This window comes from Synechococcus sp. CB0101, assembly GCF_000179235.2.
GTDB lineage: Bacteria > Cyanobacteriota > Cyanobacteriia > PCC-6307 > Cyanobiaceae > Vulcanococcus.
Genome location: NZ_CP039373.1, coordinates 913,023 through 927,550, shown reverse-complemented (window position 1 = coordinate 927,550; position 14,528 = coordinate 913,023). Strand labels below are relative to the sequence as shown.

19 protein-coding genes and 1 tRNA gene are annotated in these 14,528 nt (G+C 64.2%); 5 read left to right on the top strand and 15 right to left on the bottom strand.

Going from position 1 to position 14,528, the window contains the following annotated elements; translation table 11 throughout:
- Positions 1-198: 198 nt before the first annotated feature.
- The 12 genes from CB0101_RS05050 to CB0101_RS04995 form a co-directional block, all read right to left on the bottom strand.
- Positions 199-2,793, bottom strand: a complete 2,595-nt coding sequence (locus CB0101_RS05050; RefSeq protein WP_029552857.1) for a DUF3987 domain-containing protein — start codon at positions 2,791-2,793, stop codon at positions 199-201.
- Positions 2,793-2,981, bottom strand: a complete 189-nt coding sequence (locus CB0101_RS05045) for a hypothetical protein (protein WP_010306576.1) — start codon at positions 2,979-2,981, stop codon at positions 2,793-2,795. Before CB0101_RS05045 ends, CB0101_RS05050 begins: the two co-directional genes overlap by 1 nt.
- A complete protein-coding gene (locus tag CB0101_RS05040) occupies positions 2,981-3,166 on the bottom strand; it encodes a hypothetical protein (protein ID WP_010306581.1) in 186 nt (61 codons plus the stop codon). The genes CB0101_RS05045 and CB0101_RS05040 overlap by 1 nt, the downstream gene beginning before the upstream one ends.
- A gap of 216 nt (positions 3,167-3,382) precedes the next feature.
- Positions 3,383-3,628: a hypothetical protein gene (locus CB0101_RS05035; RefSeq protein ID WP_136643974.1), complete on the bottom strand. Its 246-nt coding sequence runs from the start codon at positions 3,626-3,628 to the stop codon at positions 3,383-3,385.
- A gap of 159 nt (positions 3,629-3,787) precedes the next feature.
- Positions 3,788-4,594 (bottom strand): hypothetical protein, encoded by an 807-nt coding sequence (locus tag CB0101_RS05030; RefSeq protein WP_246833826.1) that lies wholly within the window; start codon positions 4,592-4,594, stop codon positions 3,788-3,790.
- Positions 4,595-4,747: 153 nt separating this feature from the next.
- Complete coding sequence (locus tag CB0101_RS05025) at positions 4,748-5,779, bottom strand: SprT-like domain-containing protein (protein WP_029552858.1); 1,032 nt, start codon at positions 5,777-5,779, stop codon at positions 4,748-4,750.
- Positions 5,769-6,083: a hypothetical protein gene (locus CB0101_RS05020; RefSeq protein WP_136643973.1), complete on the bottom strand. Its 315-nt coding sequence runs from the start codon at positions 6,081-6,083 to the stop codon at positions 5,769-5,771. The genes CB0101_RS05025 and CB0101_RS05020 overlap by 11 nt, the downstream gene beginning before the upstream one ends.
- Positions 6,076-6,480 (bottom strand): hypothetical protein, encoded by a 405-nt coding sequence (locus tag CB0101_RS05015; protein ID WP_010306606.1) that lies wholly within the window; start codon positions 6,478-6,480, stop codon positions 6,076-6,078. The genes CB0101_RS05020 and CB0101_RS05015 overlap by 8 nt, the downstream gene beginning before the upstream one ends.
- A complete protein-coding gene (locus CB0101_RS05010) occupies positions 6,473-6,736 on the bottom strand; it encodes a hypothetical protein (RefSeq protein ID WP_010306611.1) in 264 nt (87 codons plus the stop codon). Before CB0101_RS05010 ends, CB0101_RS05015 begins: the two co-directional genes overlap by 8 nt.
- 8 nt (positions 6,737-6,744) lie before the next feature.
- Complete coding sequence (locus tag CB0101_RS05005) at positions 6,745-6,951, bottom strand: hypothetical protein (protein ID WP_010306614.1); 207 nt, start codon at positions 6,949-6,951, stop codon at positions 6,745-6,747.
- A gap of 284 nt (positions 6,952-7,235) precedes the next feature.
- Positions 7,236-7,309, bottom strand: a tRNA-Pro gene (locus CB0101_RS05000).
- Positions 7,310-7,321: 12 nt separating this feature from the next.
- Entirely contained in the window at positions 7,322-7,567 is a 246-nt protein-coding gene (locus tag CB0101_RS04995; RefSeq protein WP_010306616.1) for a hypothetical protein, read from the bottom strand.
- 66 nt (positions 7,568-7,633) lie between these two features.
- Between CB0101_RS04995 and CB0101_RS04990 the strand changes: the two genes are divergently transcribed.
- Complete coding sequence (locus CB0101_RS04990; RefSeq protein ID WP_010306620.1) at positions 7,634-8,329, top strand: M23 family metallopeptidase; 696 nt, start codon at positions 7,634-7,636, stop codon at positions 8,327-8,329.
- Entirely contained in the window at positions 8,326-8,916 is a 591-nt protein-coding gene (locus CB0101_RS04985) for an alpha-ketoglutarate-dependent dioxygenase AlkB (RefSeq protein WP_010306624.1), read from the top strand. Before CB0101_RS04990 ends, CB0101_RS04985 begins: the two co-directional genes overlap by 4 nt.
- Positions 8,917-8,930: 14 nt before the next feature.
- On the opposite strand, the gene CB0101_RS04980 is transcribed toward CB0101_RS04985, so the two are convergent.
- Positions 8,931-9,329, bottom strand: a complete 399-nt coding sequence (locus CB0101_RS04980) for a Rid family detoxifying hydrolase (protein WP_010306628.1) — start codon at positions 9,327-9,329, stop codon at positions 8,931-8,933.
- Positions 9,330-9,372: 43 nt separating this feature from the next.
- Between CB0101_RS04980 and CB0101_RS04975 the strand changes: the two genes are divergently transcribed.
- Entirely contained in the window at positions 9,373-10,500 is a 1,128-nt protein-coding gene (locus tag CB0101_RS04975) for an ABC transporter ATP-binding protein (protein WP_010306632.1), read from the top strand.
- A gap of 1 nt (position 10,501) precedes the next feature.
- Here CB0101_RS04975 and gloB read toward each other — a convergent pair whose 3' ends face one another.
- Positions 10,502-11,275 carry a hydroxyacylglutathione hydrolase gene (gloB, locus tag CB0101_RS04970; RefSeq protein ID WP_010306636.1) on the bottom strand — a complete coding sequence of 258 codons (774 nt, stop codon included), beginning with the start codon at positions 11,273-11,275 and terminating at the stop codon, positions 10,502-10,504.
- Positions 11,276-11,304: 29 nt separating this feature from the next.
- On the opposite strand from gloB, the gene hisG reads away from it, so the two are divergent.
- Together hisG and CB0101_RS04960 are read left to right on the top strand one after the other, a co-directional pair.
- Positions 11,305-11,952, top strand: a complete 648-nt coding sequence (gene hisG, locus CB0101_RS04965) for an ATP phosphoribosyltransferase (RefSeq protein ID WP_010306640.1) — start codon at positions 11,305-11,307, stop codon at positions 11,950-11,952.
- Complete coding sequence (locus CB0101_RS04960; RefSeq protein WP_010306644.1) at positions 11,952-13,751, top strand: ABC transporter ATP-binding protein; 1,800 nt, start codon at positions 11,952-11,954, stop codon at positions 13,749-13,751. The genes hisG and CB0101_RS04960 overlap by 1 nt, the downstream gene beginning before the upstream one ends.
- On the opposite strand, the gene CB0101_RS04955 is transcribed toward CB0101_RS04960, so the two are convergent.
- Complete coding sequence (locus CB0101_RS04955; protein WP_010306646.1) at positions 13,703-14,518, bottom strand: alpha/beta fold hydrolase; 816 nt, start codon at positions 14,516-14,518, stop codon at positions 13,703-13,705. The two genes, CB0101_RS04960 and CB0101_RS04955, sit on opposite strands and share 49 nt — an antisense overlap.
- Positions 14,519-14,528 lie beyond the last annotated feature (10 nt).

The following is a 14,528-nucleotide window of genomic DNA, read 5'->3' as shown; positions in this document are numbered from 1 at the left end:
CTCACCCAAACCGCAGTGGTGGCAGGCGATTTGGGCGATAGAGGTAAGGGGGGACCATACCCCCCCCCTCTATATCTGCGAAAAGAGAGGAATACAGAAAGAGATAGGGGTATTAGTCCCCCCTTCCTTTATCTCTGAAAACCCTTTCTGTAGCAGGGAGGTTTGTGGGGACTTAAAGGGGGGACGGGGGGACGTCCCCTATTGAGGGAAGGGACCGAGAGCGCGGTAGGAGATGCCGCCGCGTGTGCCTTCTTTGGTGGTGCCGATGCCCATATTGCAGAGCTGTTGGAGCACGACGTGCGCCATGGCGTTGGTGATGCCTTTCTTTTCAGCGCCTTTAAGGGAGCGACGGATGGTTGTCCAGGGGACGTAGCCCTTGTGCTTGGCAGCAATCTCATGGATGCGTTGCGCGATGCGATTGCGATCAGCGAGGGCGTTTGCCTCTTGAGCGTTGAGCGCAGCGGTGGCGTGGAACGAGGCAGCCCAGGCGTCTAGGGCATCCACGAGGGTGATGGCTAGTGCCAGGCGGTCTGATGGGACGGATGCGTCGTAGTGATCAGCGGCTTGGCACTGCGTGAGGTGGAGGAGGCAGGCGAGGCGCATGGCTTTTGCGGCTGCCTTGTTCTTGAGTGCCTTGATGGCTGGGACGCGGGACTCGTTGCGTTGGAGTTGGCAGAGGTGGTCGTAGTCGGCAAGCATCTGCACGCCTGCTGCATCGAGGAAGTAAGTCTTGGGTGATGCGGTGAAGAGAGCAGTGCTGATGGTTTGGAGGGTGCGCTCTGATTGCCTGCGTTGCTCTGCGGCTTCCTCGCTGAAGACGGGCAGGCGATAGGTCATTTCAGGGAGTGGGGCGAAGGTGCAACGCGCCCACTTGCCGTTGTCATCACCTGCAGCGATGAGGCGACGCAGTACAGCGTCCTGGATGCCGCCATGAAGGCTGACGTGGCAGCGGTCGTAGGCGCGACCACGCCCAACACGGATGGAGTGATGTCCATCGCCATCGAACAGCTCCAGGAGCTGCTGCTCATCACCACCTGTGCCTTTGCCGCCTTGCTTGTACTTGCCCCAGGAATCAAAGAGCCCTGCGATCTCATCGCGTTGGATGAGGAGTGGCTGCTTGTGGTGTTCGTGGGCTTCTAGGCGTTCAGTGAGTGCTTCGCCCGTGTAGCTGTTGGTGGAGTGAACGATGGCGAGAGGAGCGGGCGGCTTGTTTTGCTTCTTGCCAGCGCACTCCGCCTCCCAGGCGTCGTAGCGCTGGGCGTTGAGGCGACTGAGCTGTTGGCGGATGTCGGTAGAGGGCTTGGTGAAGACAGCCTTGATAAGTGGCGACTTGCGAGCGCCTGATGGACCGACATCAATGTGAAAGAGGTTGGCGGGCACTTCCCAATCGGTGAAGGGGTTGCCGTTGATGCGTGTGCCGAGCTTGATGCAGCTGCTGATGTGCGTCAGCTGCGCCATGAGCAAGGTGATGTCTGGATAGGGGATGCCTTGCTGAATGGTCTGCAGTGCTGTGCAGAGGGTTGCGGGGAGGAAGTCGTGCAGGCGTATGGCGTAGACGGCTGCCTCTGCCTCTTCGATTTGCTGGATGACCTCAGAGACATCCGCGATGGTTTCAGCGGCGGCGTCATCAGCACGCAAACCAGCGAGGAGCTTTTCAACCCTGCTGGTGTGGACGTCGGCTTTAACGGCGAGGCGATCAACCTCGACTGCCATCTCGCCATCACTGAGCCCTTCCTCAAGGCACTCACGCAGCTGCTGCTTCAGCCACTCGGTGTCGTAGAGCTGGACATCGCCCTGCGCTACGCCTGATGGCTCCGCTGCGGGCTCAGGCGTGCGTTGGATGTGTTCAGCGAAGGTGGCGAAGCTGCCGATGGATGGATTGAAGCCGTGCCCACAGAACGCCCATGTGGTGCCGTTGATGGTGACGGTGTGCCCTTCTTTGAGCCCGTGCCCTGTGGGCGGGCTGAAGGTTTGCCCTTGAAAGCAGTTAATGCGTACGCGTTCACCGTCGCTGTATTCAGTGCAGGCGCCGCTGGTGTTGCGACCGCATATGCGGCAGGCGTGGTGTGGTCCTGATTGAGTGACGGCGCCAGAGCCGTGAGAGGTCTTGCGAGCAGCTTTGGCTTCAGCAGCACCTGCTTCGAGTACTTCAGTGATGAGCGCCCACCATTCAGGCGTGGGGGTGCCCATCTGAATGGGGCTACCCGTCCAGGTGTAGTGCCCTTTGGATTCAACGTGCTCGCCTAGGACGATGCACTGCCCTGAGCCGTAGAACAGCTCAATCTGCTGAGCGGGTTCAAGGGTGATGGGACGCCCGTTGTTATCACGCTTGGGCTTGCCGTCTGCGTCGAGGTCATAGACGGCGGGCTTGATGGTGAGCACCACCTTGCCGATGGGATTGCCGTTGCTGTCCTGGAGGTAGTGACGGAGTTCCTCGGGGATGTGGAACGGGACTTTGAGACGGTCTTTGGCAGTTGTGCGGCGAACGGTCCAGCCGAGTTCTTTGGTGGTGCAGCCGTGGTGCTTGCAGCGTTCAATGCAGAGCGCCCCATCAATGTCGATGAAGGCGGTGTGGTCTGCCTGCGGACCAGTGAGGGTGCCAACGGATTTCACGACGCCATTCATGGCGGCGATCTGGTCAGGCGTGAATCGTTTGGTTTGCCAACCTGCGAGCCCTTTGCCAGTAGCGGGGTCAATCGGTGACTTGCCCTTAACGCCTGCACCAACGGGGAGGAGAGGGAAGCCGTCGAGTTGCGGGAGGTAGTGGCGCCAATCGGTGAAGTCCTGAGGCATCAGCAATCCACCTCCAGGGCACCGCGAGCGATGCGCTCCAGCAGGGCACGGGCACGACGACCGCGAGGGCGGTCGGCGGTGTAGTCCTTGCGCAGGCGGTTTTCGGCTTCGGAGTTCTGTCCGTAGGCGCCGATGAGCACATCAAGGGCATTGATGAGGTCAATGCGGTCGTTGCTGGAGAGAGCCATCAGCGCTGCCCTCCCTCTTGCTCCTGCAGAGCGCTTAAGCGGTCAACGCAATCCGCCATCCAACGGGAGAGGGTTTCACCACCACGAATCAGCTCTTCCAACCAGTCGAAGTCAGATTGGAAGCGAGCAGGGTGTGGCGCACCGCTGAAGTAGAGGGCAGTGCTGTCTTCTAACGCCTGCTCCATTCGCAGGAGCTGTTCCCAACGCTCAACCTGTTGGTTGTAGGCAATGCGCCTAGCTGCAGCTCTGGCTCGTGCAGCAATGTGTGCCCTGGTGGAGGGCAGGGGATTGGCAGTGCGGGTATGGTTGTGCATGACAAGAGCTGGTCATTCGGGCTGGCTGAGTCACAAGGGCGAGGTCTGCGGTGGCTGGGGAGCCTTTAGCCGCAGGCTTCGTGCTGCCTAGAGGAAGGCTTCAAGGTCAACGCCATCTGCCATGGCGCCTTTGAGCATCCAGTGGCGGGCGAGTGTGGTATGACCGACGTTGCTGATTTCTGCCTGCGTCACCAAGTTGGTCCAGTGGACCTTTGAAATCTTGATGTGCAGTGACTCGTTGAGTGGCAGACCTTCATGGTCCTGCCTGACCCTGAGTGGCATTGATTCCTGGCTGGGGTGCCACCAAGGTATGCGTGCCACCTGATAAGGCAACGGGTCAATCTGGCGGGATTCAACTGGCACAACCCTGATAAATCCTTGCTTGCGAATGTATGCGGCTACCTGCGCCTATGTGCGCCGAGTTTGGCTTTCAGGCGTGTGCCACTTTCTTGGCGGCAGGCATTAAAAAGGGAGCCCGCAGGCTCCCTGTAATCACCCCGCCCGCAGCTTGGCTGCCATCGCCTGGAGCGTTTGCCTCTCCATGCGGTCAGTCTCTTCAGCTGCCGCTAATTCGTAAGCATCAACATGCTGCGAAAGGTGCATCCGTACGAGTTCGCGGAGGTCGTCAGGTGGGATGGCATCAAGCTCAACGGAGCGGCTGCCGAACTTGGCTGCTCGGCTGTCGCTGGTCTTCGTCGGGCGTGTGGGGAGGTTCCAATCGTCGATTTGCCATTCGTTGACGGCAACACGGTGGAAGTTCAGAGACGGGGCAAAGACCCGCTCACCTTCATTGCTGAGGGTCCACTCCCTCGCCACCTCCCGCATGAACTCCTGCAGGCGTTCCTCGACGTTGCGGCTGATGTCCGCCCCGCTGGGGTCGTAGTCCCCGAAGTAGTAGATGGTCACGGGCTTGCCCGTCGCCACCATCGCCTCCGCCGCGCTGCGTAGGTAACTCAGGGATGGATAGCCCCGAGTCACCATCAGCGGCACGTCGTAGTCCTGCGTGACGTCGTAGAGCACGCCTGATAGCGCGTCTTTCTCCAGCCAGACCTCGACGTACTCCTGGCGGTTCTGCCAGAGGCTGCGGCGGTAGGTCCGAGCTGACTGCTCAACGCAGTCCGCCAGGCTGCCGTAGCTGATTGGCTTGCGCATCCAGCGGGTGTTGTCCACCAGCCAGTGCCAGGGCAATTCACCCTGCAGGCGCATGTCCTTTGCCAGGCGGCAGACGGTCTGCTTGTACTCACCCTCTGTTTTGTTGATGAGGTGAAGCACGGTCAGGGCATAGAACAGCTGGCGCACGGTCAGCGGGTAGTGCCGCTGGCAGTAGTCGTAGATGGCTGCCCTGATGGCTTCTATTTCGGCTTTGCTTCTTCGCATGTGCTTGACCCATGTGTGGTTTTCGCTTGCGACTTCCCCTTATGGGGCTAGTCCTATAAACCCGTTCAGCAGCGGTCAGCGCTTCCCTCGCTTGAGGATGAGGTAGGCGGTCTGCAGTGCTTTGAAAGCAACCTCAGAGCCGCCCTCAACATCGGGGTGCAGCACCTGGCAGCGATGGCGATAGACCGCTTTGAGCGCTGCATCCATCGCCTCCCAGTCCTGCTCCTCAATCGCTGCGGTCAGCGGTGGCAGCAGTTCAGGCTTCCGCTCCTTGACCCCGAACGTCATCACCAACAGCGCATCAACTTTGTCCTTGGGCGGGTAGTCGAGCCCTGTATGCAGGCGCAGCTCACGCCCTAGCTCGTCGGTGTAGACGGGCAGCGCTGGTACGCCCGAAGGCTCGGCGTAGTGCTCACGCTTGGCAGTGGCACGTCCTGGCTTCCCTTTACCGCCGCCGCCGTGCGGGCGGTATTCGGGCAGCATCGCCACCAGCTCCTGCGGGGTGGAGCAAAACCCGCAGTGCAGCTCACCTGCTGCCTTTGCCCAAGCATTGAACCCGCATTGCGGGCACTGGAACTTCACGCGGTCAACACCACGCCCGCGATTGGCAGTGCCAATGCACTCCTGCCACGGCAACGCCTGAAGCGCTGCCTGATGTTTGGCAAAGGTGCGGGCATAGAGCCCGTCAGGGTCGATGCGATGCGTCGCCTGTCGCCATGTGCTGCCCACCTGAACAGGAGGCAAGCCGAGGCGTTCCATTTCACGGCGCCATTCAGCGCTGTGCGTGGGGCGTGCCTTGCGTTCGTTGACGATGTGGAAGTCGTACGCGTGCGCCATCTCATGCACGAGGGTGCTGAGCAGCTCAATCAGCGGGCGTTCGGCTGCCGTCTTGCTGTCGAGGCTGATGACATCAAGCAGGTTGCCGTTGGCGTCTTTCCACTTGTTGGCTTGGAAGTAGCCGTAGCTGCCTGGCTTGTTGCGTAGGTCAAGCCAAACGGGCGGGAGCTGATTGCTGAACAGCTCTTTGTTGAAGAGGTCGTAGGAGGCAACCAGGCGCTGCATTTGCTCCAGCGCTGGTGAACGACGCTTGCCGAGGTCAGTCGCCATCGCGCACCTCCCTGATCAGCTCCTCCAGGTGCTCCTCGTCGTAGGTAACGGCGTCTTCCACCGTTGCCTTGCGCTCTGCCTCCAACTCGGCAGTGCGCTTCAGCAGGGCAGCCCTGCAGCTCTCCAGGCAGTAGACGAACTTCGGGCGTTTCTTGCCTGAGCCGACTGCGTAGTAGTGCTCGCCTGCTTTGAAGATGCCTTCAGAGCGCAGCGTGTCCACGGTGCGTTCACCGCAGACCAGCTGCTCCGCGAGCTGTTCAATCGGCAGCCAGGTGCCTGTTGCCAAGGTCTTGGGGTTAGGCATCACCGCCCTCCTGGTCAATGACCTTCAGGGCTTCCTTGATCAAGCCGCCTTCGGTGTATCGGTTCAGCAGCGCGTACTGATGAACCCGTGGCTTCGGTTCAATGAAGCCGCAGCCAATGCCTGCATCAGCGAGGGTCACCATTGCCTCCTCTACCTCCGCAGCGGTGGCTTCCTCGTCGGTAAATAGAACGCCAACTTTGCAGCTGGTGGCTTCGATGACAATGGCAGCATCACGGAATGCCTTTGGCAGGTCTTTCAACGTGCCAGGCACCTCATAGAAGTGCTCGCCATCGTGGTTGACGAAGCAGCAGGCGAGGGCGTGCTGCGTGATGTAGGCGGCGATGATTTCGTCACCCCAGGCAACGGAAGCGCGGTAAGCATCAAGCCAATCAGCCATTGCTGCCGCCCTCCTGCTTGATCACCCCATCGGCGAATTTCGAGTAGTCGGTCCAGTCGCCCAACCTGCCGTAGTCGAGGGCCTGCAATGCCGAGGCGACCAGGACGTGGTGATTGGCGCTTTCGACCTTGACGCCACCAAAGTCGCCATAGTCAACGGTTTGATCTGGGTTGAGCTGCTTGCTGACATGCAGCAGCTCACGGGCAGCTTCTTTCAGCTGCGCCTCACGCACGGTGAGTTCTTGGGTTGTGGTCACTCGGGGAACTACAGAAGTCCCTTCAGGCGCATGGCTCCCCAGACACCGCCACGCATGTCACGCAGGTGGTCCAGAGCTTGCGGATCCTCCGCAAGCTGTTCCTCTGCGCGACGCACCATCTTCCGCAGATGCGCAGGGTCATTGGTGCGCAGCTTGCGACCAGCAACCTCGACAACCTCAGCGGTCTGATTGGCAAAGCGATTCTGTTTAGCCATTCCACAAAGGGGGTGAACAGAACCGAGCCATCAATCTCTCAGCCCCATGACTGGGGGCTGGGTACGGACCGCCAGAGGCGGCAGCAGACGGGTCAGTCGGTCGTTGGACCCCGAGGGGAACGCGTCGTCGCTGAGCGGTCGTGCTGTATCGGTGCCGAAACCCTACCCAAAGCGCACGCAGCCGCAACGTGTCGCACGGAAGGTTCCGTGTAAATCTCGGCGGCTCTCGGAGCCGTTACACGGGATTCTGCACGGATGGAACCGTGCAATCCCTGAAAAGTCAGTCGGGGCGACAGGATTCGAACCTGCGACCTAGTGCTCCCAAAGCACCCGCGCTACCAAGCTGCGCCACGCCCCGTCATCAGGGAGCTTACCCGTCGCCCTCGAGGGGGGTGGGACTCCACCACACGGTGCAGCTGTAGCGGGCTGAGAGCGCGCGCACCATGGTCGTGCAGCGCGAGCGGGTCACGCTGTTGCCCGCTGGCATCGAACTGGTGGCGGTGGCGATCGCTGCCTGCTTGCTCATGATTGAGCCGGCCGTGGCGGATCCGGCCTGCGCTGGTGCCATGGGCAGCAGGGCCAAGGCTGCAAGAGCCGAAAGCACGATCGGACGCATGGCCAGGAGGCATCTGGCGTTTTTCTACAGGCCCGTTAAAACCCTTGCACCTCGTTCGTCATTGTTTTGCGCATACGGCGATGGCTGTTGGTGGTGCTGGGCTTCATCGCGGCGTTCAGCCTCGCTGCGCGAGCCGAGCCTGGCCTGGAGGGGGCCATGGACGCGGGCCTGCCTCCTCGACCAGACCTGATTCCTGCTGAAACGCCGGTGGCGGATGTGGTGCTGGCGGCGGCGGTCCCCTCAGGGCTGTCGCGGGAGGCGGCTTGGCCCCTGCGCCCCGGTGAACCTCTGCGCCTGGTGTACCCGCTGGCGATCCAGGCGGAGGAGGTGGACCCCTACGGCTGGCGTTACTCCCAGAGCCGTCAGGCCTGGCGCATGCATGCGGGGCAGGATCTTGTCGCTCCTGAAGGCACCTCAGTGCTGGCCATGCTCCCCGGCCATGTGGTTCTGGTGGAAGAGCTCGACGGCTATGGCCTCACGGTGGTGCTCGACCACGGCCGTGGCTGGCAAACCCTCTATGCCCACCTGGCAGCTGCCAACGTGCAACCCGGCGACTTCCTGCCCGCCGCCAGCCCCCTGGGCCAAGTGGGCCAGAGCGGTCGCGCCAGTGGACCACACCTGCATGTGGAGCTGCGACGCCGCGATGGCGACCGGATGCTGGCTCTCGATCCCACCCCCTTGATCGATCAGGCCACACGCCTCTTGCCGCAGGCGCCGCCTCCGCTGCAGCAGGCTCAGGGTCTGCTGTTGCCCTCTCCTTGATCCGGATTGAGCGTTCTGGCCTGCAGTTGCGCCATGGCGAGGCCTGGTTGCAGCAGCAGGGGCTCGACACGCAGCAGCTCAGGCGATCCCTGATCACCGGTCTGGCCTGGGAGCAGCCGTTGGTCACGGTGTATGGCAAGCAGCACCGCACCCCGCGGCTCACCTGCTGGGTGGCCGATCGCGGCTGCAATTACCGCTATAGCGGCCTGCAGCAAGCGATCCACCCGTGGACCCCAGAACTCCTGCGGCTGCGCGGTTTGCTCCACGAGCACCTGGGGGCGGATTTCAACAGCCTGTTGCTGAACCGCTACCGCGACGGTGCTGACCGCATGGGCTGGCATGCCGACGACGAACCCGAGCTCGACGATCAGGCCCCGATTGCCTCCCTCAGCCTCGGCGTTGCCAGGGATCTGCGCTTTCGGCCGCGGCATGGTGATGAGGCGGCCTTTGCGGTGCGCCTCGGCGATGGTGATCTCTTGGTGATGGATCCGCCCAGCCAGCGCCATTGGCAGCACGCGCTGCCGCCACGGGCGCGGGTGGTGGCGGAGCGGATCAACCTCACCTTTCGTGTGATTCGGCCTGCCTGAGGCGGCCGGCGCGCTCAGCCGAGCACGGCGATGCAATCGATCTCCACCCGCGCGCCCTTGGGCAGTGCCGCCACCTCCACGCAGGCCCGAGCCGGCGATACACCGGCGCCGAACACCTCGGCGTACAGCGCATTCACCTTGGCGAAGTCACCCAGATCGGCCAGGAACACCGTGGTGCGCACCACCTGCTGGGGCGTGCAGCCTGCTTCTGCGAGCACCGCCTTGAGGTTGCTCAGCACCTGGATGGTTTCCGCTTCCACATCGCCATTGCCCACCATCGCGCCGGTGGCCGGATCCAGGGCGATCTGACCGCTGCAATAGAGCACCCCGCCTGCTTTCACGGCCTGGTTGTAGGGGCCCACCGGCGCCGGAGCAGCGCTCGTGGTCACGGCTTCGATCGTGGGGCTGGTCATGCTGGAGGGAAGATGGGCGCTGAGCCTATGGCCAGAGCGCCTGATGCGAATCGAGCTGTCCAACCCTGAGTTGCCGCTGCGGCCCCAGGTGGAGCTCGATGGGCTGTGGCATCGCTACCACGGCGGGGCCTCCAGCGGCGACTGGACTTTGCGCGACATCCAGTTCCAATTGCGCCCCGGTGAACTCGTGGGTCTGTTGGGTCCCTCAGGCTGCGGCAAAACCACCCTTCTGCGTCTGATCGCCGGCTTTGAGAAGCCCGATCGTGGCGTGGTGCGGATCGGCGGTCAGGAGGTGGCGGGTCCCCACCGCTGGTTGCCGCCGGAGCGCCGTGGGGTGGGCATGGTGTTTCAGGACTACGCCCTGTTCCCGCATCTCGATGCCTGGCGCAACGCCTGCTTCGGTTTGCGCCGCGGCCAGGACAGCAGCCGCGCTGCCTGGTTGTTGGAGTTGCTGGGCTTAAAGGGCCTTGAGCACCGCTATCCCCATGAGCTCTCGGGCGGGCAGCGCCAGCGCCTAGCCCTGGCGCGCGCCTTGGCACCCGGCTGCTCGTTGGTGCTGCTGGATGAACCCTTCTCCAACCTCGATGTGGAGGTGCGCCTGCGCCTGAGGGCCGAGCTGCCTGGGGTGCTGGCCCGCTGCGGTGCCAGCGGCGTGATCGTGACCCACGATCCCGAAGAGGCTCTCGCCATCTGTGATCGGGTGGCGGTGCTCGAATCGGGCCATCTGCATCAGTGCGCCAGCCCTCAGCAGTTGGTGGCGGCGCCGGCTACCTCCTTTGTGGGGCGCTTTGTGTTGCAGAGCAACTTGCTCCAGGCCCACTGGCAAGGCAGCACACTCACCACGGCGTTCGGTGCGCTTGAAGCCCCGGCCGGAGCCCAGCTGCCGCCGCCTTCTGCCGCCGACGATCTCGAGGTGCTGGTAAGCCCCCAGGGCCTTCTGCTCACCCCCGACGACAACGCGGAGGCCTGGGTGCTGGGCCGTGAATTTCTCGGCCGCGAATGGCTCTATCAAGTGCAATGCGGCCAAGGCCGCCTGCGCCTACGCCTCCCTCTGGAGCACGACTACAGCCGCGGGCAGCGCTGCCGGCTGCGCTTGCGGGCCGGTGAGCCTGTGCGGCTGTTCCCGGCCGGTGTCGACCTGGTGGCCGCAGCCGACGTGCCTCCGCTGTAACTCAGCCCTTCCAGAGATCCTTGCTGCCCCGTAGTTGGCGCAGGGCATCGGCATCGCTGGCCCGCACAAACAGGTTGGTGGCTTTCTCCAGGGCGATGCTGCTGGGGATGGTGGGTTTGCCCTGGGCCCGGAGTGCTTCCACCTCCGCCAGCCGAGCCTCAATCGCGGCATCGCCGGGCTGCTGCGCCGCTGCCCAGCGCAGGTTTCCAGCGGTGTATTCGTGGGCGCACCACACCTGGGTGCGCTCGGGCAGCGCCGCCAGCGCCTGCAACGACTGCTGCATCTGCTGCGGTGTTCCTTCAAACAACCGCCCGCAGCCGCCGGCGAACAGGGTGTCGCCGCAGAACAGATGACCGCCATCGGCGGCCGCCGGCGGCAGATAAAAGGCGATGTGATGGGCCGTATGGCCCGGTACGGCCATCACCTGCACCGCTCGTCCCAGCAGCTCCAGCCGATCGCCCCCCTGCACCGCCTGGGTTTGCAGAGGGATGCGGGCTTGATCGGCGCCGCTCGCGATCACGGCCGCCTGCGGCCAGCGCTGCAGCAGCCCTGGCGTTCCGCCGATGTGGTCGTGGTGGTGATGGGTGTGCAGGATCGCGCTGAGCTCCAGCCCGCGCTGCTCCAGCCAGGCGATCACCGGTTCGGCCACGGCCGGATCAACCACCACGGCCGGACCGGGACCATCGCCGTGCAGCACAAACACATAGTTGTCGTTCAGCACCGGGATCAGCGAGACGCGCTGGGCGATCGAGGCCGTGGTGAGGGCCGGCTGCATCGTTAAAGTCCCGGTTCAGGCTGACTCCCATGATCACCGTCGCGCTGGCCAAGGGAGCCCTCCTCAAGGATTCAGTGACGCGCTTCGCCGCTGCCGGGCTCGATTTCGCCGCCGTGCTGGAGCCCGGCAACCGGCAATTGATGGTGCCCAGTGCCTGCGGACGCGCCCGGGCGCTGTTGGTGCGCAATGCCGATGTGCCCGTGTATGTGGCCTACGGCCAGGCCCAGCTCGGTGTGGTGGGCTACGACGTGCTGCGCGAGCACCAGCTGCCCGTGGCTCACCTGGTGGATCTCGGCTTCGGCGGCTGCCGCATGAGCGTGGCGGTGAAGGCCACCAGCCCCTACCGCCGAGCGGCCGATCTACCCGCCCACTGCCGCATCGCCAGCAAATTCACCCGCTGCGCTGAGGAGTATTTCGAGGCGCTTGATCTGCCGGTGGAGTTGATCCATCTGGCGGGCTCGGTGGAGCTGGGGCCGATCACCGGCATGAGTGAGGCGATTGTGGATCTGGTGGCCACCGGCAAAACCCTCGTGGAAAACGGCTTGATCGCCATCGAAGACCTCTTCCACTCCACCGCTCGTCTGGTGGGCCATCCCCTGTCGCTGCGCCTTGATGGCGGCGAGCTGCAGGGGATCGTGGATCAGATTGCGGCTGTGTCGAGCCGGCCGGCGGCCTGATGGCACCTCGCGACCGGCAACGTCTGCTGCGCCTTCTGCCCTACTTGGGCCGCGATCGCAAACGCCTTCTGCTCACTCTTGTGCTGTTGATCCCGGTGGCGGGAGCGGCGGCGGTGCAGCCCCTGTTGGTGGGTCAGGCGATCTCGGCGCTGCGGCAGGAGCCCGTGCTGGCCTGGTTGGAGCCCATGCCCTTGGCTCAGCAGTTGCGCACGCTGGTGCTGCTTCTGCTGGCGGCCGTGATGGTGCGCTTGGGCCTGCAGGGGTTGCAGAGCTTCAACGTGCAGGCCGTGGGCCAGCGCCTCACCGCCCGCATCCGCAACGACCTCTTCGCCCACGCCCTCGATCTCTCGCTGCGCTTTCACGACCGCACGCCGGTGGGCAAGTTGCTCACCCGCCTCACCAGTGATGTGGATGCCCTGGCCGAGGTGTTCGGTAGCGGTGCAGTGGGCCTGCTCGCGGATCTGGTCACCCTCCTGGTGATTGCCGGCACGATGGTGGCGATCGAGCCGCGTCTTGGCCTGCTGCTGCTGGGCTCCCAGGTGCCGGTCACGCTCACGATGCTGTGGCTGCAGAAGCGCTACCGCAAGGCCAACTACCGGGTGCGTGAGGAGCTGAGCCAACTCAATGCCGATCTGCAGGAAAACCTGCAGGGGCTTGAGGTGGTGCAGATGTTCCGCCGCGAGAGCTACAACGCGGCCCGCTTCGCCAAAACCACCGACGCCTACCGCCAGGCGGTGAACGGCACGATCTTCTACGACTCGGCCATCTCGGCGCTGATCGAGTGGGTGTCGCTCGGGGCGATCGCGCTCGTGCTCGCCCTGGGGGGCTGGATGGTCACCGCCGGCGCGATGGGCCTGGGCACCCTCACCACGTTCATCTTGTATTCCCAGCGCCTGTTTGATCCCCTGCGGCAGCTGGCGGAGCGCTTCACCCAAATCCAGGGCGGTTTGACCGCCGTGGAGCGCATCGGCGAACTGATGGAGGAGCCGATCGAAATTCAGGAGCTGCCGCAGGAGCAGCGTTCGGCCGCGGCCGTGGTCAGCGGCCGTGAGCGCAGCAGTGCCGGTGAGGTGGTGTTCGACAACGTGTCGTTCGCCTACCGGCCCGACGACCCGATCCTCTCCAACCTCTCCTTCCGGATTGCTCCGGGTGAGCACGTGGCGCTGGTGGGACCCACCGGCTCCGGCAAGAGCACGGTGATCCGCCTGCTCTGCCGCCTCTATGAGCCCCAGCAGGGCCGGATCCTGCTGGATGGCATCGACATCCGTGAGCTGCCGATCCCCACCCTGCGCCAACGGCTCGGCGTGGTGCTGCAGGACACCTTCCTGTTCAGCGGCAACGTGGCCGACAACCTCCGGCTGGATGCCGCCATCAGCGATGGGGATTTGCAACGCCTCTGCAGTGATCTGGGATTGGAGCCGCTGCTGCAGCGCCTACCCCAAGGCCTCGACACCGAACTGCGTGAGCGCGGAGGCAACCTCTCCTCCGGCGAGCGTCAGCTCCTGGCCGTGGCGCGGGTGGCGATCCGCGATCCATCGGTGTTGGTGATGGATGAGGCCACCGCCTTCCTCGATCCCTCCACTGAGGCCACCCTCCAGCGCGACCTCGACAGATTGCTGCGCGATCGCACCGCCATCGTGATCGCCCACCGCCTCGCCACGGTGGAAGCGGCCGATCGCATCCTGGTGCTGCAGCGCGGCCGATTGATTGAGCAGGGCAGCCACATCAGCCTGCGTGCGGCCGGGGGCCTCTACGCGCAGTTGGCTGAACTCCAGGAGCGCGGGCTGGCCAGGCTCTGAGCTGAGCGGTTGGGCCAGCCCTGTTCCCTCAGCCATGTGCTGATCAACGCCGCCAACGCGTCGTGTGCCGTGCGCATGGGCAGGTGCCCTTCTCCTTCAAGCACCTCCACCTGATGCTCCGGGCTGTAGCCCGCCAGATGCCGCACATAACGCGGTTCCATCACGGTGTCGCGGCTGCCCACCACCCACAGGCTGGGCACCTCCAGCTGAGCCACTAACCCGGGCAGCTGCCGCACAGCGCCCCGCTGCATGCTCGAGGCCAGCAGGCCGCGGGCTGCCCGCAGTTCCGCCACCAGGGGGCTGCGGATCGCCTCAGTGCCGGGCAGCTGGGCCAGCCAACCGGGCCGCCAGCGCAGGAACGCCGCTCCGCCGCGGCGCACCATCCGGAACGGCCGCGGCTGAAACACCCCGCCGCCGGACGCCACCTGTACGATCCCGGCCAACTGCTCCCCCAGATGGGGCGCTGCATGCACCACCAGGCTGCCGCCCAGGGAATGACCCATGAGCACCAGCGGCCGCTCCCCGGTCCGCTCGCGGGCCGCCTCGGCCAACCAGCGGCCGTAGCTGGCCAGGCTGGGTTGCAACCCTCTCGGCCTGGGCTCGTTGCCAAACCCCGGGAGATCGGGGCTCCAGCACTCCCAATCGGGGCTGAGGGCATCGGTGAGGGGCTGCCACAGCCGGCCTGAGAGCAGCCAGCCGTGCACACACACCAACAGGGGGGAGCGCTCCAGAGGGCTTCCGGTGGTTGAAGGGTCTCCAGCCTGCATCAGCTTTGGC